Source organism: Nocardiopsis coralliicola (assembly GCF_054779695.1).
The window spans coordinates 52,458-70,941 of sequence record NZ_BAAGXT010000018.1 but is presented as its reverse complement, the minus strand read 5'-3'; the positions used below and the strand labels follow the sequence as shown (position 1 = coordinate 70,941).

Genomic DNA, 18,484 nt, shown 5'->3' with positions numbered 1-18,484 from the left:
TCTGCGGCTCAGACGGCGGCCGGCTCGGGCGCGGGCAGCTGCACCGGCTCGGGCGCAGTGCCGTCGACGATGAGGCGGGTCCACATGTCGCAGACGGCGTCCAGCGCGTAGTTGCCGGTGACCTCCGCCTTGGCGGCCGCGCGCGCCTCGTCGAAGCGGCCCTCGGCGACGGTCCGGTAGATCGCGTCGGCCATCGCCGCGGTGTCCTGGTGCAGCCAGCGCGGCCCGTAGATGGTGTCCGCGCCCGGCCAGGCCAGCACCGCCGGCACGCCGCCGGAGGCGGCGCACTCCGCGGGAGCCAGGTGGAAGCTCTCGTCGTCGCTGGTGGAGAGGGCGAACCCGATGCGGCGCAGCCACGCGGCGACGTCCGGACCGAACGGGTCGAAGATGACGCCGTCGGAGAGCAGCGGGTCGCGGCGGATCTCCCGGTAGGTGCGCTCGTAGTAGGCGCGCTCCTCGGGCCGGTTCCAGATCCACCAGTAGTCCCACGGCTGCTTCGACTTCACCGCGAGGGTGAACCGCCGGTCGCGGCGGCGCAGCTCGCGCAGCACCTCCAGGCCGCGGTCGAGCCGCTTGCGGGACGGCGCGATGCCGATCATGCCGAGCGCGAACTCGGCGCCGGGCAGCTTCGGCCGGTCGAGCTGGGCGGCATCGACCCAGTTGGGCAGGGTGACGACCTTGTCCTGCGGCCAGCCGGCCCGTTCCCGGGTGAGGTCGGCGTAGTAGGGGCTGACGCAGATGACCGCGTCCACCTTCTCGATGTCGAGCCGGCGCGGCCACTCCGCGTACAGCTCGAACCGGTGCAGCCGGACCAGGAGGCGCTGCCCCTGGCGCTTGTGCTTGGCGTAGAACAGCGCGTTGGGTCCGCACCACTCGCAGATCACCACGTCCGCCCAGGCAGCGAGTTCCTTGCTGCGGTAGGCGTCGTGGGCGCGCAGCGACTCCCACTCGTCCAGCCGGACGTCGAGCCCGGGCAGCGCGGTGAGGTGGTCGGCGAGCCGGGTAAAGAACTTCAGGTCGTGCCCGGCGATGACGACCTTGAGCGGCCGGAGCGGGTCGGTTCCGGGCGGGCCCTGCGGGCAGGCCGCGTCCAGCAGGGCGGCGAACCGCTCCGCGGCCCGTTCCAGCCGGAAGCCGGCGGCGGCCGCGGCGCACCGGCCGGCCGCGAGGGCGCGCAGCTCCGGGTCGGTGGCCAGGGCGATCACGTCGGCGACGTCGCCGGTCTCCGAGCCGGGCTCGGCGAACAGCGGGTAGTCGGCGCCGAGCAGGTCCTCGTGCGCCGGCGTGCGGTTGAGGACGACGGGCAGCCCGGAGGCGCCCATCTCCAGCACCTTCGTCGACAGTTCGAGGCTGGCGTCCAGCGACGGGTCGCGCCAGGACAGGCCGACGTCGGCCGCCGCGGCGATGCGCTGGGCGTCAGCGCGGGCCATACCGCCGTGCCAGGTGAGGCCGGACGTGCCCTCCAGGGCGCGCTGCATGGCCCGCGCCCACTCGGGCTGGTCGCCGTGGATCTTGTCGCCGACCATGTCGAGCTCGGCGGTGATCCCGCGGTCGGCGAGCGCGGCGGGCAGCTCGGCCATCTCCAGGGTGTTCCAGCGCGGCGCGAACTTTCCGGTGTAGACGAGGCGGAGCGCACGGCGCCGCTCGCCGACCGGCCCGTCAGCGGCACCGGCGGCACCGGCGGCCGCGTCCGCGGCGGGGGCGCCGCCGGGGCCCGCGGTGGCAGCGCCGGCATCGTCCGGCACGACCACGACCGGCGGCGTCAGCACGCTCTTTCCCCCGGCCGCGGGAACCGCCGACTCCAGGAAGCAGCGCAGGTCCTCGGTCTGGCAGAGCAGGTAGCGGGAGGCGACCGCGATGTCGGTGAGTTCGGAGACCGCGCCGGCGGTCAGCTCCGGCACGCTCTGCGGCACGTCGGTCAGGTACGTCCACAGCCGGCCGGCCAGCGCGCTCTCCTGCGCCGCCGCGACGGCGAGCCGGCGCCCGCGGACCACGACCAGGTCGAAGCGCGCGTCGGCGTCCAGCCCGGTGATCAGGCCGACGGCCTGCTCCGGGGTGAGGCCGCGCGGCCCGGCGTCGCGCACCAGCCCCTGCTCGTGCGGCCGGACGACGTCGACGCCGTCCAGATCCGCCAGCGGCGCGATCAGCCGGTCGGTGGTGACCTCCGCCTTCAGCAGCAGGGTCACCCGGCATCCCGCGGCGGCCAGCGCCTGCACCGTCGACTGGGCCCACACCGCGGACCCGTCGATGACGTTCATGTCCACGTCACCGTAGACGAGGGCGCGCCGTGGGCTGCCCCCGCTGTACTCCTTCACCACGTCCGCCCTCTCCGCTCTTCCACTCCCGGCCGCCGTCACGGCGCCACCCCCAGGGCGAGCAGCCGTGCACCGTGCCGGTTCCACGTCTGCGGGTCGAGCCCGCGCTCCACCAGCCGGGTCCGCACCAGTTCGGGCGCGAGCGCTCCGGTGAAGGCGTGCGCGCCGCCGGCTCCGCCGGCCGCCTCGCCGACCGCGTCGGCGCCCGAGCACTCCGCGGCGCACACCAGGTCGGCGAGCCGGTCGGCACCGCCCGGCCCCAGTGCGCCGCTCCACAGCAGCGACCAGGGCGCCGTGGCGGCTGCGGCGAGCGCCGCGCGGCGCCGCGCCAGCGGCGCCTCGGCCGGCACGTCGGCGACGCGGACCGCCATGCCGAAGCTGCGCAGACGCTGGACCCCGGTGAAGGGTTCGGCGCTGCGCGCCACGACGACCTCGGCCGGCGGGTGCGTCTGGCTGAGCACGTCGTCGGCGAGGGCGAGCGCCTCGGTGTCGTCGAACGGCTCGGCGAGCACGGCGGCGCGGCGGCCGGCCAGCGGCATATCGGCGCCGGCGGCCGCCTCCAGGCCGGCGAACACCTCGGCGAGCCGGACCGGGACCGCGTCGGTGAAGAACACCGAGCGGAGCACCGAGCGCACTTCGGCGGGCGACAGCGGGCCGGCCTCCTGCAGCCGCGCGAGTTCGCGCTCGGCCGCGTCGGAGCGGAGCGCGCCGACGTCGGCGGGAACACCGGTGCCGCGCGCGTCCGCGGCGCCGCTGCCGCCGAGCACCAGCGCCCGGGCACCGCAGACCAGCGCCCGGTCGGCGGCTGCCTCGTCCGCCACGACGGCGGTGGTGGCGCCGCGCAGCAGCGCCGGCAGCTCCTCCCAGCCCACCGCGGCCTCGGCGGCGCCGATCCGGTCGGCGAGCCGGCCGGCCACCGGGCCGAGCGGCCACGGCGAGGGGGCCCGGACCGGTCCTTCGGCGCGCTCGCCGTCCGCGGCGATCGGGTTGAACCGGTGCAGCGGAACTCCGGCGTCGCCGTGGTGGACCGTGTCGAAGCCGAGGTTGAGCAGGGCCGGCGGCGCCGGCGCGTCCACGATGAGCACCGTCGGCACGCCGCGCGCCGCGGCCGCCTCCAGCACCCAGGCGAGGACGCGGGTCCGGTCGGCGGCGGCCGGATCGCCGGCGTGCGCCCAGGAGCTGCCCACGCCGGGCAGCGCCGCCGATGCCGAGACCAGGACCGCGTCGACGTCGACCGACTCGAACACGGGCTGGGCGTCCTGCGGGCGGAGCGGCACGACGCGCAGGTACGGGTCGACGTCGGCGGCGATCTCCGGGGAGAGCACGCCGGCGACGGCGAGCCGGTCGTCGCGGACGCCGATGGTGCCGCTGAGCAGCCGCACCTCCTGGCGCTCGGTCTCATACGAGCGCACCGGGTCGGGCCGGCGGCGGCCAGTGGCCTGCACGGTGCCGCCCGCGCGGCGCCACAGCCGGAACAGGTCGCCGGGCAGCCGCACCAGGCCGCGGCCGGGCTTCTTGGCCGCCGCGGTCAGCGCGCGCCCCACCTGCAGCGACGTGGATCCTTCCAGGGCGGCCAGCCGCGCCTGGGCCTCCTGCAGCTGGGCCTCTCGCTCGGAGAGGGCGCGGCGCAGCTGCTCGGTCTGGCTCTGTTCGCGCCGTTTCACGTCTCGCCTACCTCGCTGCGTCGGTTCGGGGGATGTCTCGGGGCGCGGCGTGCGCACCGGCTTCCGCGGCCGGCACGCTCTGCGCCGGCGCCGCCGGTACCGGCGTGCCGGTGAGCACGGCGGCGATGCGCTCGCCGGCCCGGCCGTCCCACAGCGGCGGAACGGCGCCGGTGCCGGCCCCGTCCTCGAGGGCCTTGGCGGCCAGCCGGGGCAGGTCGCCGAGCTCGTCCGGCGGGACGAGCCGGTTGGTGCCGTGGCTGACGGTCACCGGCCGCTCGGTGTTGGGGCGCAGCGTCAGGCACGGCACCCCGAGGATAGTCGTCTCTTCCTGTACGCCGCCGGAGTCGGTGACCACGGCCGCGGCGCCGCGCACCAGGGCGACGAAGTCGATGTAGCCGAGCGGCTCCAGCAGGTGCACCCGCGGGTGGCTGTCCAGGCCCGCGGCCGCGAACGCGTCCCGGCCGCGCGGGTGGACCGGCATGACGACGTCGACCGCGTCGGCGACCTCGTGCACCGCCGCGACCAGCCGCGCCACCGCGTCCGGCCGGTCGACGTTGGCCGGCCGGTGCAGCGTGGCGGCGACGTAGCGCTCGGGCAGTCCGATGCGGGCGCGCAGCCCGTCGGTGTCGAACCGGTCGAGGTGGGTAAGCAGGGTGTCGATCATCGGGTTGCCGACCAGGTGGACCCGGTCGACCGGGACCCCTTCGGCGGCGAGGTGGCCGACCGCTTCCGGACTGGTCGCGAAGCAGACGTCGCTCAGCGCGTCGGTGACCCGCCGGTTGACCTCCTCGGGCATCGTCCGGTCGAAGGAGCGCAGCCCGGCCTCGACGTGGGCGACCGGCACCGACAGCTTCGCGGCCGCCAAGGCGGCCGCCACCGTGGAGTTGACGTCGCCGTAGACGACGACCGTGCCGGGGCGCTGCCGGACGAGCTCGTCCTCCAGCCCGGTCAGCAGAGCCGCGGTCTGCTCGGCCTGGCTGCCGGAGCCGACACCGAGGTCGGTGTCGGGGCGCGGCAGCCCCAGGTCGCGGAAGAACACCCCGGACATGCGCTCGTCGTAGTGCTGCCCGGTGTGCACGACGCGCTGTTCGGCGCCGCGCCGCTCAAGGGCGGCGACCACCGGGGCGGCCTTCACGAAGTTCGGCCGCGCGCCCACCACGTGCAGGAACGGGCCCGCCACTGCTGCCGGCCCGGCTGCGGACCCCGCTGATGACACTGTGTTCCTCACTGACGTCGGGTTGCCGGGTGCCACTGGGTTCTTCGGTGACACTGCGTTCCTCTCGGATGTCGTGCGTCGGACGGCGCGCGGTCACCCGCCGTCCATCCCGGGGTGGTTCGATGCCCACCGTGCAGACCACCGTGACGAGGCCCGGACCGCTGCAGCGCACCCGGGCCGCCTCCTACGCGGCCTCGCTGGCCGTCCGCCATCTCCGCGACGAACCGGCCCGCGCCGGGCTGCTGGCCCTGCGGGTGCTGCCCGCCGGGGTGCGCCGCCGGGTGCGCGGAGCCGCAGCGCGCGGCGGGCCGCTCGCCCGCGCCCACGCCCTGGCCGACGCCGGGGACACCGCCGCAGCGGCGGCACTGCTGCGCCGAGCCGCCCATGGCTCCTCCCCCCGGTCACTGGCCCGGATGGCCGCGTTCGCCCTCGCCCTGCGCGACACCGCGACGGCGGACGCGCTGGTGTCGGCGCTGCCGAAGGGCCGCCGCCGGGCCGCGCTGGCGCTGCGCTCGGACCTGGTTGCCGGGCGCCGGGCGCCCGACCCGCTGCCTCCCGTTTCTGGCGAGGCAGCCTCGGCCACCGTAGACCGGGGGCGGAGAACGCGGCGCTACCGCACGGTGAACGTCGGGCGATCACCCGGAACTGACCGGGCGGGTACGCTCCGTGCCCTCCACCTGGTCACCAACGCCCTTCCGGCGACCAACGCCGGCTACACGCAGCGGACCCAGCGGATCGCGGCGGCCCAGCGCGCGCTCGGCATCGACGCACAGGTGGCGACGTGGCCCGGCCACCCGGTGAGCGCGGGCAGCGCGGACCCGCGGCCGCGGGTGGAGGTGGAGGGCGTCTGCTACCACCGGCTGCTGGGCTGGCGGGCGCCGCGCGGCGCGGCGCTGCCGGGCGCCGCGGGGCATGCCGCCGCCGAGCACGCGGCGGCGGTGAAGCTCGCCGGCGCGCTCGTGGACCGGCTGCAGCCGGACGTGCTGCACGCCGCCAGCGGGCACCGGAACGCACGGCTCGCGCTGGAGCTGGGCCGCGCCCGCGGCCTGCCGGTCGTCTACGAGGTGCGCGGCTTCCTGGAGGAGTCGTGGCTGTCCCGGGATCCGGCCAGGTCTACCGGCGACGCCTACTACCGGGCCGAGCGGGCCGCGGAGACGGCCTGCATGGCGGCCGCAGACCTGGTGGTGACGCTCGGCTCGGCCATGCGCGACGCGATCACCGCCCGCGGTATCGACCCCGACCGGGTGCTGGTGGTGCCGAACGCGGTCGCGGAGCCGTTCCTGGAGCCGCTTCCGGACGGCGGCCCGGTGCGGGCCGCGGCCGGCGCGGGCCCGGACACGTTCACCGTGGGCACGACGACGTCCTGCTACTCCTACGAGGGCCTGGACACACTCGTCGACGCGGTGGCGCTGCTGCGCGCCCGCGAGGTGGACGCGGCGCTGGTCGTTGTCGGGGACGGTCCGGAACTGCCGGCGCTGCGGCGCCGCGCCGCCGAGGCCGGGCTGGGCGGCGCCGCCTACTTCCCCGGCCGGGTCCCGGCCGACCAGGTGCGCGCCCACCACGCGGCGCTCGACGTGTTCGCGGTGCCGCGGCGGGACGACCGGGTGGCGCGGCTGGTGACCCCGCTCAAGCCGGTGGAGGCGATGGCCGGCGGCCTGCCGGTGGTCGCCTCGGACCTGCCTGCGCTGCGCGAGGCCGTCGAGCCCGGCGCGACCGGCCTCCTGGTGCCGCCGGAGGACCCGGCGGCGCTCGCGGACGCGCTGGCGCGGCTCGCCGCAGATCCGGCGCTGCGGACGCGGCTGGGCACCGCCGGGCGGGAGCGGATCGGCACCGACCGCACCTGGGCGGCCGCTGCCCGCAATTACGAACGGGCCTATACCCGGCTCGTGAAACGCAAGTGAACTTCCGTTGACACCGAAAGCAGCGTGAAACCGGAAGCGACTCCGCGGTGAATTCCGTCGATTCATTCGGAACACCGCTCCACCACCGGGAGAAATCGCTCTACAGTCGGCACCGGGACACCGGGATGGTTCGGTCGCACCTGTCCGAACCAGGCCAGACCGTGGGGATGGTGCCAACTCGGAACTACTCTCGGGCGTCTACGCATCGCGGGAGAAATCAACACCGCCGTGCGGAAGAAATCCGCATTCGCCGCCCGATCCGCCCGTCTGCATTCGCACGTCTCCGCTTGATCCGCGCATCGCGGCTCCCCGCTGAATCGCGCGGTGCGCACGAACCTCCCAACTGTCCGAACCGCTCGAACTGCACTCGCAGCGCTCTACGAAGGTGAGGGGCCACGTGGACGTCGCCACTCCGCGCAGCACCGGAACGACCGACCTCGTTGTCATCGGCCTCGGCTATGTCGGGCTTCCACTCGCCCACGAAGCCGTCCGCGCCGGGCTGGCCGTCACCGGCCTGGACCTGGACCCGGCCGTGGTGGACGGGCTGAACGGCGGACGCTCGCACATCGACGACCTGTCCGACGCCGACGTCGGCGCCATGCTGGACGGCGGGTTCACCGCCACCCGCGACCCCGATGCGCTGTCCGGCGCCGGCGCCGTGGTGATCTGCGTCCCCACGCCGCTGTCCGACGAGGGCGGCCCCGACCTGGGCGCGGTCACCGCCGCAGCGCGCTCGGCCGCCACCCGGCTGACGCCCGGCACGCTGGTCGTGCTGGAGTCGACCACCTACCCCGGTACCACCGAAGAGGTCGTGCGGCCCATCCTGGAGGAGGGCGGCCTGGTGGCCGGCGCCGACTTCCACCTCGCCTTCTCGCCGGAGCGCATCGACCCGGGCAACCCGTCCTTCGGGGTGGCCAACACCCCCAAGGTCGTCGGCGGCCTGACCGAGGAGTGCAGCCGCCGCGCCGCAGAGCTGTACGGCCGCTTCGTGGACCGGGTCGTGCGGGCCCGCGGCACCCGCGAGGCGGAGATGGCCAAGCTGCTGGAGAACACCTACCGCCACGTGAACATCGCGCTGGTCAACGAGATGGCGGTGTTCTGCCAGGAGCTCGGCGTCGACCTGTGGGACTCCATCGCGTGCGCCGCCACCAAGCCGTTCGGCTTCCAGGCGTTCTACCCGGGGCCGGGCGTGGGCGGACACTGCATCCCGATCGACCCGAACTACCTCTCCTACAAGGTGAAGACTCTCGGCTACCCGTTCCGCTTCGTCGAGCTGGCCCAGGAGATCAACGCCCGGATGCCCTCCTACGTGGCCCAGCGCGCCCAGGAGCTGCTCAACGACACCGGGCTGGCGCTGTCCCGCTCCCGGGTGCTGCTGCTCGGCGTCACCTACAAGGCCGGCATCGCCGACCAGCGGGAGTCGCCGGCCCGCCCGGTCGCCAGGAAGCTCGCCGCGAAGGGCGCCCAGATCACCTTCCACGACCCCTACGTCGCCGAGTGGTCGGTGAACGGCGCGGACGTGCCGCACGCCGGCGAGGACCTGGAGCGGGCGCTCGCCGAGGCGGACCTGACGATCCTGCTGACCGACCACGCGGACTACCGGCCGAAGCTGCTCGCCGAGCACGCCCGGCTGCTGCTGGACACCCGCGGCGTCATGCGGCGGCTGGACTCCGACGGCCCGGCGGCCGACCGCACCACCGCCCCGATCGAGCGCGAAGGCGTCCAGGTCCTCTAGTTCCAGGCGGACACCTGCCCTGCTGCGCGCGCCGGCGCCACCCGCCGAACACGCCCCCGGCCGCTGTTCGGCGCGGTGCCGCTGCGCCGCGCCAGCACCGCCCACTGCACCGCGGCGGGCCGCATCCCGGACGGGGTGCGGCCCGCTGCGCTATCCGGTGCCGGCCGCGACCGCCCGCCGGGCTGCGCGCACGGGGTCCCGCCCCGAGGCGCTTCGGGGTCGAAGGCGGGCGTATGCCAGCGCTTCACTCTCCGTTCTCCCCTGCTGCTTACGGTGAATCCATGCACGTACTCGTGGCCACCGTGGTGCACCACCCGGAGGACGCCCGCATCCTGCACCGGCAGATCCGCGCGCTGTTGGACGCCGGGCACGAGGTCACCTACATCGCGCCGTTCCGGGAACGCCGCGTCGCGCCGTGGCCCGAGCTCACCGCGGTCGACGTGCCCCGGGCGGCCGGCCGCCGGCGGCTTCGGGCGCTGCGCGCCGCGCGGGCCGCCATCGCCGAGCACGCCGAGCACGCCGACGTCCTGCTCTTCCACGACCCCGAGCTGATGCTGGCGCTGCCGCGGCGCCGCGCCGGCGGGCCCGCGGTGGTCTGGGACGTCCACGAGGACGCCGCCGCGGCGCTGCTGACCAAGCCGTGGCTGCCGCAGCCGCTCCGCCGGCCGCTCGGCCCGGTGGTCCGCTCGTTCGAGCGCCGCGCCGAGAGCGCCATGCACCTGCTGCTCGCCGAGGACGGCTACCGGGACCGGTTCCGGCTCGACCACCCGGTGGTGCCGAACACCACCCGGGTACCGGAGCGCCCGGGCCGGCCGCCCGGCCACGAGCGGGTCGTCTACCTCGGCCACCTCTCCGAGGCGCGCGGTGCCCGGGAGATCGTCGCGCTGGGCCGCCGGCTGCGCCCGCACGGCATCCGGGTCGACGTGATCGGGCCCGCCGACGAGCAGGTGCGCGGCCTGCTGCGGGACGCCCAGCGGGAGGGGGCCGTGCACTGGTACGGCTTCGTGCCCAACGACCAGGCGCTGCGGATCGCCGCGGGCGCGCTGGCCGGGGTGAGCCTGCTGCACGACACCCCCAACTACCGGCACTCGCTGCCCACCAAGGTGGTGGAGTACATGGCGCACGGCCTGCCGGTGATCACCACCCCGTCGCCGGTCGCCGAGGCACTGGTGGCGGGGCGGCCGGAGGGGCCGTGCGGCATCGTGGTGCCGTTCGGCGACGCCGCCGAGGCGTCCCGTGCGGCGCTGCTGCTGCGCCGGGACTCGGCACTGCGGGCCCGGTTCGCCCGGGTGGGCCACGCGATCGCCCGCGGGCACTACCACTGGCCGACCCAGGCGCCCGCATTCGTCAGCGCGCTGGAGCGCTGGGCGGCCCAGGCGCGCAGCGCCCCGGCCGCCCCCGCGCCGGTGCCGGCGCAGCAGTCGCGGAGACAGTCGTCACACGAGCCCCTGACCTGGAACAACCCGCCGGGGCGGCATGTTGTTGATCTTCGTCCGTGACCGCTCGGCCCCTGTGGGCCGCCACTGATGGAGATCCCGCTTTGCTGCACGACCCCGCCGCCGATACCACCGCCGACGCGTCAACCGATGACCTGCTCGCACTCGGCAAGGACGCGCAGGACCTGCTGTTCCGCGCGGCCCGCACGGCGAACACCTTCAGTGCAGAGCCGGTCAGCGACGCGCAGATGCGCGCCGTGCACGACCTGGTGAAGTACGGCCCGACCGCGATGAACATCCAGCCGCTGCGCGTCGCCCTGCTCCGCTCCGAGGAGAGCCGCCGCCGGATCGGCCCGCTGATGGCCGAGGGGAACCGGGCCAAGACCGTCGGGGCGCCGCTGGTCGCGGTGCTCGCCACCGACCACGACTTCCACCTGCGCGGCGAAGAGGTGTTCCCGGGCCGCGGCGAGGTGATCGCGGGCGCATTCGCCGACCCGGCCGCGCGGACCGGCGCCGGCGGCCTCAACGCCGCCCTGCAGGCCGCCTACTTCATCATCGGCGTGCGCGCGGCGGGGCTCGCCGCCGGCCCGATGGCCGGCTTCGACGCCGCCGGAATCGACGCCGAGTTCTTCGCCGGCACCGAGCACCGCACCTTCATGGTCGTCAACATCGGCAACCCGGGCGCCGACCACCCGCAGTTCCCGCGCCTGCCCCGGTTCGAGTTCGACGACGTCTACACGGAGTTCTGACGGCCTGCCGGAAGCAGAAGGCCCCGCAGGGATCGTGCCCTGCGGGGCCTTTCCGTGTCGGGCTGCCGGACGCCCGCCGCTGCCGGTCAGATGACCGGCGGGCGGCCGAGCCGGGTCATCCGCCACACCGTGGACCAGGAGATGGGGGTACGCGGCCCCGCCTCCTCTCGCCAGCCTTCGCGGAAGCCGGCGAACCACGGGCGCAGCTTCGCCGCCGAGCGCTCGCGCAGCACGGTGAGCACGGCCCAGTCGGCCAGGTAGACCGCCGCGACCGGCCACGGCAGGTTGCGGCGGGCCAGCCAGACGCGGTTGCGGGCGTTGAGCCGGAAGAAGTCGGCGTGCCGGGTGGGTGCCACTGCCGGGTGGTACATGACCGCCTCGGCGTCATACTCGATGTCGTAGCCGGCATCGATGATCCGCCACGCGAGGTCGGTCTCCTCGTGGGCGTAGAAGAAGTCGCCCGGCAGCCCGCCGCCGGCCTCGAAGGCGGTCCGGCGGATCGCGCACGCGCCGCCCAGGAACGTGGTGACCCGGCTGGACCGGGCCGGGTCCCCGGCGCGCAGCCGCGGCACGTGCCGCCGCTGGTCGGGGCCGCCGTCCGGGTCGGCGATGCGGAACGACAGCGCGCCCAGCCGCGGGTCTTCGGCGAACCGGCGGGCGATGTGCCGGCCCAGGTCGCGGGAGCGGTACCAGCCGTCGTCGTCGAGGAAGAGCAGGATGTCGCCATCGGTGGCGGCGGCGCCCTGGTTGCGCCCTTCGGGGATGCCGACGTTCTCGGCCAGCCGCAGGGTGGACACGCCGTCCGGCAGTTCAGGCAGGTCAGCACCGTTGCCGACGACGATGACGTCGATCTCAGCGTCCCGCTGCTCGGTCACGCTGTCGATCGCGCGGCGCAGCTCCGCCGGGCGGTTGCCCATGGTGAGCACGATGCAGGAGATCGACGGCCGGTCGCGGCGCGCGCCGGCCGGCCCGCGGGCCGGGTCGGGCACCGGGTCCGACGGAGCGGGCTCGGAGACGGCGGCTCCCGGGACTGTGGATTCCGAAGCAGGGCGAGGCATGTCCACCGATCGACGAACGGACAGGGACCAGGGAAGAGTCTGGGTGGGCAGGCCGCGCGCGGGCTCGCAGGCGGACGCCGGGTGGCGTGCCGCTGAATGCGGCGTGCGCAGCGGTCGGACCCAAGGTTACCTTCGCAGCCGCGCCCTAACGGCCGGATAAGGCGCGCGGCGGTACTGCGGGGCGTGCCGGGGTGCGCACCGGAGCGCGTGCGGCTGCTTCCGTGCCGGGGGCGCGGCCGGCCGGCCAGAGCTGCGGAGCGCAGCGGGGAGCGGGCCGGGCGGTGCCGCGCCGCAGGAGCGCGGCCGGCGGCGCCCGCGCCGCCGCTGGAGGGCGGCGCCGGCGCAGCGGCTACTCCAGGCGCCGCGACGCCAGGACGCTGACCAGGTGCAGCACGGTCTGCAGTGCCGCGATGGCGACGCAGACCGCCATCAGGATGCGCGTTGCCGCGAGGTCGCCCAGGAAGGCGTCCACGACGGCCGCGGCGAGCACCAGGATGGACAGCTCCACCGCCTGGATCGCGCGGTGGAACCGGAGCGCGGCAGCAGCGCGGCGGGCCAGCCCCAGCCCCGCCGAGCGCGGCGCCATCGCCGCTTCGGAGATTTTCTCCGGCAGCCCCGCCTTCGCGCGGGCCACCACGACGTTGTCCGTCTCCACCTTGATGAGGGCGGCGCCGAGCGCCGCCGCCATGCCCGCGATCACCCATCCGCCCGCGGCGAACTCGCCCTGGGCGCGGATGCCCAGGCCGATCAGCAGCGCAACCTCGGACAGGTAGTGGCCGATCCGGTCCAGGTAGATGCCGGCGACACTGGTCCGCCCGGTGTAGCGCGCGACCTCGCCGTCGCTGCAGTCCAGCAGCAGGTAGATCTGCACCATCAGGAAGGCGGCGATCGCCGCCCCCAGGCCGCCGAAGGCGACCACGACGCCGGCGAGCACGCCGAACGCCATCATCAGGTAGGTGATGGGGTTCGGCGGCACGCCGAGCCGGATGAAGAACGCGCTGAGGTAGGGCGAGAGGTCGCGCATGTAGAGGCGGCCGGCCCAGTGCTCCTCGTTGACGCGCTCCTTGATCCCGGCCGGCTGCCCGCCGGCGCGGACTTCAGCGACCGACGGCTTCGACATACTCACCCGCGATCCGCGCGATCTCGGCTTCGGACAGGTCGAGGTGCTCGAGCACGGTGTAGCGCCCGGGGCGGGTGGCCGGTGCGTGCGCGACCGCCTGGACGAACTGGTCCAGGTCCAGGCCCACGTCGGCGGGGAGGGTGGGCAGCCCGTGGCGGAGCAGGCAGTCCCGCAGGTCGGCGACGCGCGGGCCGCCGGACTCGGGCAGGTACCGCTCGCGCAGGAACGACGCGAACAGCGCGCCGATGCCGGCCAGCTCGCCGTGGTTGCTCACCCCCGGGTGGAGGTGCGTGATCGCGTGCAGGATCTCGTGGCAGGCGCCGCTGGCCGGCCGGGACGACCCGGCGACCGACATCGCCATGCCGGAGAGCACCAGCGCCTCGGCGAGGACGGTCAGGAACTCCTGGTCCTCCACCGAGTCGCGCCGGTGCAGCACCGCTTCCGCGGCGACCCGGGCGAAGGTGACGGCCATGCCGTCGACCGGCTCGCCCTGCTCGCGGCCTGCCAGCTCCCAGTCGGCGATCGCCGACAGGTTGCTGATCACGTCGCCGATGCCGGAGCGCACCAGGCGCTGCGGCGCGGCGCGCACGTAGTCGACGTCGATGACGACGGCGATCGGCATGGACACGCCGTAGGTGCCCTTGCCGCTCTCGTGCTCCAGCGACGCCGTCGGGGAGCAGATCCCGTCGTGCGCCAGGTTGGTGGCGACCGCGACCATCGGCACGCCGGCCATGGAGGCCGCGTACTTGGTGACGTCGATCGTCTTGCCGCCGCCGATGCCGGCCACCGCCTCGTAGGCGCCGGCCCGCAGCTTCTTGCCGAGGTCGGCGGCGGTGTCCACGCTGCCGCCCTCGACCTGGAACACCTCGCAGTTGGGCAGGTCGAGGTCGGCGGCGATCTGGGCCCCTTGGCCGGGCCCCACGGCCACGGCGATGCGCCCCTCCGTCGCGATCCGCCGGTCGGAGAGGACCGAACCGAGCGAGGCGATGGCCCCGCGGCGGACGTCGATGGTGAGGGGTGAGGGCAGCATCCGGGCTAGTAGCGGCATGCGATCTCCCGGGCGCGCTCCAGGTCGGTGTGGTCGTCGACCTCGACCCAGTCGACCTTGCCGATGGGGGCCGTGGCGACCTTGCCGCCGCGGTTCACCAGCTCCTGGTAGCCGTCCTCGTAGTAGAGCTGCGGGTCGCGCTCCCAGGTGGCCTTCAGCGCGTCGGCGAGGCGGCCGGCGATCGAGCCCTCGATGAGGGTGGCGCCGATGTACTCGCCCGCGGCCTCAGCCGGGTCCATGAGCTTGGTGATCCTGGTGAGGTGCCCGGTGGCGTCCAGGGTCACCTTCATCTCCTCGTCGCCGAGGGACTTCACGTTGTCGACCGCGAGCAGGAGCTCCGGGCCGCGCGCGGCCAGCAGGGTCTCCTCGATGCTCACCGGGTGGACGGTGTCGCCGTTGACCAGCAGCACGCCCTCGGCGAAGTGGTCGCGCGCGGTCCACAGGGAGTAGGCGTTGTTCCACTCCTCGGCCTTGTCGTTGTAGACCAGGGTGATCTTCACGCCGTGGCGCTCTTCCAGCGCCGCCTTGCGCTCCTCAACGGCGTTCGCGCAGTAGCCCACGACGACGACGACGTCGGTCAGGCCCGCGGCCGCCAGGTTGCGCAGCGAGATGTCCATGATGGTGGTCTCGCCGTCGACCGGCACCAGCGCCTTGGGGAGCGTGTCGGTGTAGGGGCGCAGCCTCCGGCCGGCTCCGGCCGCAAGAACCATACCGAGCATGTACGCGCGTTCCTCCTTAGGTCGTGGAGGCGTCGGCGCCTCCCCGTACGTTTCGCGGGATGTCCGCCGGGCCGGCCACGGGGGTGAACCGGAGCTCCCAGGCGAGCAGCACCGCGAGGTAGCCCGCGAGCGCGCCGTAGGCGAACGGGAGCCAGCCCAGTGCGCCGGCGGCGGCGATCAGCAGCATTCGGCCGTCCCAGCCGAGCATGGCGCGCTGGAACCGGTCGGGGGGACCGGCCGCGCGGCGCGCCCGGGAGACGGTATCGCAGTGGTGCAGGACCACCACGGTCAAGAGTACGAACACCAGCGGACCCGGGACGCCGGCCCCGAATCCGAGGGCGAGCAGGTAAAGATACTCGGTTCCGCGGAGCAGGGGCAGCACGGCCCGGTCGTGCCGGCCGCTGTGCGGGTGGCGCGAGGCCAGCCCCGTCAGCAGCAGGGCGGCCACCGGTGCGAACAGCGTAATGCCTGTCGAAGCCCCCAAGCCGACGGCGAGGAGCACCGCGGTGACCGCGGCGGCCGTCAGCGCGGGCGGGAGCGGCGGAAGCGCACCGGCGGCCAGCGCTCCGAGCCACCGGCTGACGTGACCATCATCACGCAGGAATCTGATGCCGTCGGGTGCGGCGGTCGACGGATCGGGGTATGCGGGCATGCCCTACCTCTCGGTCGCGCCCGGCCGGGGGTCGGCGAGCGCAGCGGCCACCGCGACGGAACAGCCGGTAATCAGTGCGATGAAGGTCACCCGGGCATCGGCGGTCACCGCGGTCACCGCGATCACGGCGAACCGGAGGGGGACCGGGAACGCCGCGGCGGCGCGGAGCGGGCCGGGAGCGAGCGCCGCCGCGGGCCGCGCGCCGGACCTGGCGCGCCGGGTGGAGCCGGAGGAGCGCAGCGGCTCCGGCGCGGTGGCCGCGGTGTCCCGGAGTGCGTGCGCGATGAGCGCGCCGGCACCCCAGGCCCATGCGTCCTCGACACCGGACGCCGTGCCGCCGACGGCGAGCCCCGCGTAGACGGCGTACTCCCGGAGCCGGCCGAGCGCGGTGGCGAGCCAGCCGGAGTAGGCGTCGGGCACGGAGTGGTCCCGCACCGCGTCGGCAGCGAGCACCGCGCCGAGCAGCGCCGAGCCCGCGATGGCGCCGCGCAGGTCGCCGCCGGCGAACCAGACGGCGGCGAGCACGGCGAGTACCGCGCCCACTTGGACCGGCACCGCTGCGGTGGGCGGCGCGAGCCGCACCGGTGTCCACGCTGCGGCGCGCCGCCGCAGACCGAACGCACTGGTCACGGCCCCTCCTCTGCTCCCGTGTACCGAGCGTCACCCGAAACGGCCGTTCGGGCAAGCGTCGACACACACCGGCACACGGGGAGCGAAAGCCGACACCGCACCGCAGACCGGAGCGGCCCGGGAGCGCGCACCGGCGCGGAGGGCACGGTCCGGCTTCCTGCGGGCCGTTCGGAGCGGATCGGGAGAGGCGGCGGCGCGCAGCTGCGGACCCGGCACGCCCTGGGCCCCCGGTGCGCGGTGCACCGGGGGCCCAGTCAAGCTGCGCTGTCAGCGGGAGGGGAAGTGCGGCCGGCCGTTGCGCCGGGGCCGGGCCGCGGGCGTCACGCGGCTTCGCCGTTCTCCTTGCGGTCCGCGGCGCCGTCGGCGTCCTGCTCGCCGTCCTTCTTCTTCCCCGGCTCCTCGGCCGCCTTCTTCTCCTCGGCCTTCCTCTTCTTCGCCTCGGCCCTGCGCTTCCGCTCCGCGGCCTCGTGCTTGGCGGCCTCGAGCTCGGCCTTGGTGTCCTCGTTGTAGGCGGCCAGCGAGGTCTGGATGTCGGCGTCCAGCTCCAGGCGGCCCTCCTTGACGTAGAGGCCGCGGTTGCAGAACCGCTTGAGGTCGCCCTCGTTGTGCGAGACGAGGACCATGGTGCGGTTGTTCTCCAGCATCCGCTCGATCGCCTCGTAGCACTTCTTGCGGAACGCCTTGTCGCCGACGGCGAGGACCTCGTCCACCAGCATCACCGGGTGCTGGAGCTGGGAGATGAGCGCGAAGCCGAGCCGCACCTTCATGCCGCTGGAGTAGTGCCGCACGGGCATGTCGATGTAGCCGCTGCGGAGGTTGGCGAACTCGACGATCTCGTCGAACTTCTGCTCGAGCATCTCCGGGCTCATGCCGTGCAGCGAGCCGACCAGGTGCACGTTCTCGCGGCCGGTCAGCTGGTCGTTGAAGCCGGCCCGCAGCTCCAGCAGCGGGGCCACCTTGCCGCGCACGGTGACCGAGCCCTCATCGGGGATGAGGACGCCCGCGATGAGTTTCAGCAGCGTCGACTTGCCGGTGCCGTTCTTGCCGACGATGCCGACGCAGTCGCCGGCGGCGACGTCGAAGGAGATCCCGCGCAGCGGCCAGAAGTCGTTCCCCTCGGGGTTGGGGTCGCGCTTGGTTCCGTGGATGAACATCTCCCGCAGGCTGCGCTTGCGCCGGCGGTTCATCGCGAACCGAATGCCGAGGTTCGTGGCCTCGATGACCGGTTCCGCCATCACAACTCCTTCAGGACGGACGTCTCCAACCGCCGGAACGTCCAGTATCCGACGATAAGGGCGATGAGCGCGCCCCCGATCGAGGTGCCCAGGATGAACGCGTTCGGCGCATCGGCGGGGTACCAGACCGCGTGGTGCATCTTGAAGATGCCGAGGAGGGGGTTGAGCTCGTAGAGCACCTTGAACCATTGGGGGAACGCGTCGGAGTCGAGCACCATTCCGGAGGGGATGATGATCGCCGACGCGTAGAACAGGACACGGTTCAGGATACGGACGATCCGCTCGACGTCGCGGACGAGCACGTTGACCGAGGCCAGCAGCATCGTCACACCGAGCGTGAAGGCGTACTGCACGAGCAGCGCCAGCGGGAGCCAGACGAGCAGCCCCATGAGGTGGGTCTGGCCGCCCAGCGCGAACACGAACAGCAGCAGGACCGGCCAGGTGAACAGGTAGTCCACGAAACCGCGGGTGACCACGGCGATGGGGAAGATCTCCCGCGGCACCTTCATCGTGGTGATGAGCTTGGCCTGCGAGATGAGGGCTTTCGGCGCCTCGTTGAGGGCGGAGCTGAACCACAGCCAGGGCAGCAGCCCCGAGATGAGGAAGAGCAGGTAGCCGCCTGGCGCGTCATCGCCGCCGGGGACGCCGCGGTTCGTGTTGAAGATCAGCCCGAACACGAAGAAGTAGACGCCGGCCATTGCCAATGGCTCGAGCATCGACCACGCGTAGCCGAGGATCGACTTCTGGTACTTGACCTTCAGGTCTCGCCTGACCAGGAGGCTCACGACCTGCCGGTTCTGCCAGACGGACAGCGCCCTTGACGCCACCGCCACCTCCTTGAGGGTGTGCGCTCTGCCACTTCTGCGGCCCGGCCGGACGCGACGGGGGGACGCGGGGGCCGACCGGGGGGTGAACCGTGCACGCCGCGGGGCGCAGCGGCGGGCCGCTCACGGGCGCTCGCCCGGACGGCCGTGCGGTTCGGGGCCTGATTGCCCGGGGGCCGAGG

The 18,484-nt window shown here is 74.3% G+C and carries 14 protein-coding genes and 1 pseudogene; 4 read left to right on the top strand and 11 right to left on the bottom strand.

Going from position 1 to position 18,484, the window contains the following annotated elements; all coding sequences use genetic code 11:
• Window positions 1-8: 8 nt before the first annotated feature.
• From ACYVGT_RS14930 to wecB, 3 genes and pseudogenes are all read right to left on the bottom strand, one after another.
• On the bottom strand, window positions 9-2,258 hold the full coding sequence (locus tag ACYVGT_RS14930) for a glycosyltransferase (RefSeq protein ID WP_460858532.1): 2,250 nt from the start codon (window positions 2,256-2,258) through the stop codon (window positions 9-11).
• A 95-nt stretch (window positions 2,259-2,353) separates the two neighbouring features.
• On the bottom strand, window positions 2,354-3,979 hold the full coding sequence (locus tag ACYVGT_RS14925) for a hypothetical protein (protein WP_460858456.1): 1,626 nt from the start codon (window positions 3,977-3,979) through the stop codon (window positions 2,354-2,356).
• 112 nt (window positions 3,980-4,091) lie between these two features.
• Window positions 4,092-5,144 (bottom strand): annotated as a pseudogene (gene wecB, locus ACYVGT_RS14920) (non-hydrolyzing UDP-N-acetylglucosamine 2-epimerase); the annotation flags it as partial.
• 173 nt (window positions 5,145-5,317) lie between these two features.
• On the opposite strand from wecB, the gene ACYVGT_RS14915 reads away from it, so the two are divergent.
• From ACYVGT_RS14915 to ACYVGT_RS14900, 4 genes are all read left to right on the top strand, one after another.
• Window positions 5,318-7,096 carry a glycosyltransferase gene (locus ACYVGT_RS14915; protein ID WP_460858454.1) on the top strand — a complete coding sequence of 593 codons (1,779 nt, stop codon included), beginning with the start codon at window positions 5,318-5,320 and terminating at the stop codon, window positions 7,094-7,096.
• A gap of 397 nt (window positions 7,097-7,493) precedes the next feature.
• Window positions 7,494-8,831: a nucleotide sugar dehydrogenase gene (locus tag ACYVGT_RS14910; protein WP_460858452.1), complete on the top strand. Its 1,338-nt coding sequence runs from the start codon at window positions 7,494-7,496 to the stop codon at window positions 8,829-8,831.
• Window positions 8,832-9,112: 281 nt separating this feature from the next.
• The gene (locus tag ACYVGT_RS14905) at window positions 9,113-10,330 is read left to right on the top strand and encodes a glycosyltransferase family 4 protein (RefSeq protein WP_460858450.1); all 1,218 of its coding nucleotides are present in this window, start codon (window positions 9,113-9,115) and stop codon (window positions 10,328-10,330) included.
• A 41-nt stretch (window positions 10,331-10,371) separates the two neighbouring features.
• Window positions 10,372-11,016 (top strand): malonic semialdehyde reductase, encoded by a 645-nt coding sequence (locus ACYVGT_RS14900; protein ID WP_460858448.1) that lies wholly within the window; start codon window positions 10,372-10,374, stop codon window positions 11,014-11,016.
• A gap of 86 nt (window positions 11,017-11,102) precedes the next feature.
• On the opposite strand, the gene ACYVGT_RS14895 is transcribed toward ACYVGT_RS14900, so the two are convergent.
• The 8 genes from ACYVGT_RS14895 to ACYVGT_RS14860 all read right to left on the bottom strand — a co-directional run bounded on the left by ACYVGT_RS14895 (window position 11,103) and on the right by ACYVGT_RS14860 (window position 18,305).
• The gene (locus ACYVGT_RS14895; protein ID WP_460858446.1) at window positions 11,103-12,005 is read right to left on the bottom strand and encodes a glycosyltransferase family 2 protein; all 903 of its coding nucleotides are present in this window, start codon (window positions 12,003-12,005) and stop codon (window positions 11,103-11,105) included.
• 418 nt (window positions 12,006-12,423) lie between these two features.
• Window positions 12,424-13,194 (bottom strand): CDP-alcohol phosphatidyltransferase family protein, encoded by a 771-nt coding sequence (locus tag ACYVGT_RS14890; protein ID WP_460858530.1) that lies wholly within the window; start codon window positions 13,192-13,194, stop codon window positions 12,424-12,426.
• Window positions 13,172-14,224 carry an iron-containing alcohol dehydrogenase family protein gene (locus ACYVGT_RS14885; protein WP_460858527.1) on the bottom strand — a complete coding sequence of 351 codons (1,053 nt, stop codon included), beginning with the start codon at window positions 14,222-14,224 and terminating at the stop codon, window positions 13,172-13,174. The genes ACYVGT_RS14890 and ACYVGT_RS14885 overlap by 23 nt, the downstream gene beginning before the upstream one ends.
• A gap of 5 nt (window positions 14,225-14,229) precedes the next feature.
• A complete protein-coding gene (locus ACYVGT_RS14880; RefSeq protein ID WP_460858444.1) occupies window positions 14,230-14,961 on the bottom strand; it encodes a phosphocholine cytidylyltransferase family protein in 732 nt (243 codons plus the stop codon).
• Window positions 14,962-14,977: 16 nt separating this feature from the next.
• Complete coding sequence (locus ACYVGT_RS14875; RefSeq protein ID WP_460858442.1) at window positions 14,978-15,613, bottom strand: DUF5941 domain-containing protein; 636 nt, start codon at window positions 15,611-15,613, stop codon at window positions 14,978-14,980.
• Window positions 15,614-15,616: 3 nt separating this feature from the next.
• The gene (locus ACYVGT_RS14870) at window positions 15,617-16,243 is read right to left on the bottom strand and encodes a hypothetical protein (RefSeq protein ID WP_460858441.1); all 627 of its coding nucleotides are present in this window, start codon (window positions 16,241-16,243) and stop codon (window positions 15,617-15,619) included.
• Between the two features lie 320 nt (window positions 16,244-16,563).
• Complete coding sequence (locus ACYVGT_RS14865; RefSeq protein WP_460858438.1) at window positions 16,564-17,478, bottom strand: ABC transporter ATP-binding protein; 915 nt, start codon at window positions 17,476-17,478, stop codon at window positions 16,564-16,566.
• Window positions 17,478-18,305: an ABC transporter permease gene (locus ACYVGT_RS14860; protein ID WP_460858436.1), complete on the bottom strand. Its 828-nt coding sequence runs from the start codon at window positions 18,303-18,305 to the stop codon at window positions 17,478-17,480. The genes ACYVGT_RS14865 and ACYVGT_RS14860 overlap by 1 nt, the downstream gene beginning before the upstream one ends.
• Window positions 18,306-18,484 lie beyond the last annotated feature (179 nt).

Bases quoted from the DNA above. Each gene is read 5' to 3' on its own strand.
- ACYVGT_RS14885 (WP_460858527.1), bottom strand. From the start codon at position 14,224: ATGCTGCCCTCACCCCTCACCATCGACGTCCGCCGCGGGGCCATCGCC.
- ACYVGT_RS14905 (WP_460858450.1), top strand. From the start codon at position 9,113: ATGCACGTACTCGTGGCCACCGTGGTGCACCACCCGGAGGACGCCCGC.
- ACYVGT_RS14890 (WP_460858530.1), bottom strand. From the start codon at position 13,194: ATGTCGAAGCCGTCGGTCGCTGAAGTCCGCGCCGGCGGGCAGCCGGCC.
- ACYVGT_RS14930 (WP_460858532.1), bottom strand. From the start codon at position 2,258: ATGAACGTCATCGACGGGTCCGCGGTGTGGGCCCAGTCGACGGTGCAG.
- ACYVGT_RS14875 (WP_460858442.1), bottom strand. From the start codon at position 15,613: ATGCCCGCATACCCCGATCCGTCGACCGCCGCACCCGACGGCATCAGA.
- ACYVGT_RS14865 (WP_460858438.1), bottom strand. From the start codon at position 17,478: ATGGCGGAACCGGTCATCGAGGCCACGAACCTCGGCATTCGGTTCGCG.
- ACYVGT_RS14915 (WP_460858454.1), top strand. From the start codon at position 5,318: ATGCCCACCGTGCAGACCACCGTGACGAGGCCCGGACCGCTGCAGCGC.
- ACYVGT_RS14880 (WP_460858444.1), bottom strand. From the start codon at position 14,961: ATGCTCGGTATGGTTCTTGCGGCCGGAGCCGGCCGGAGGCTGCGCCCC.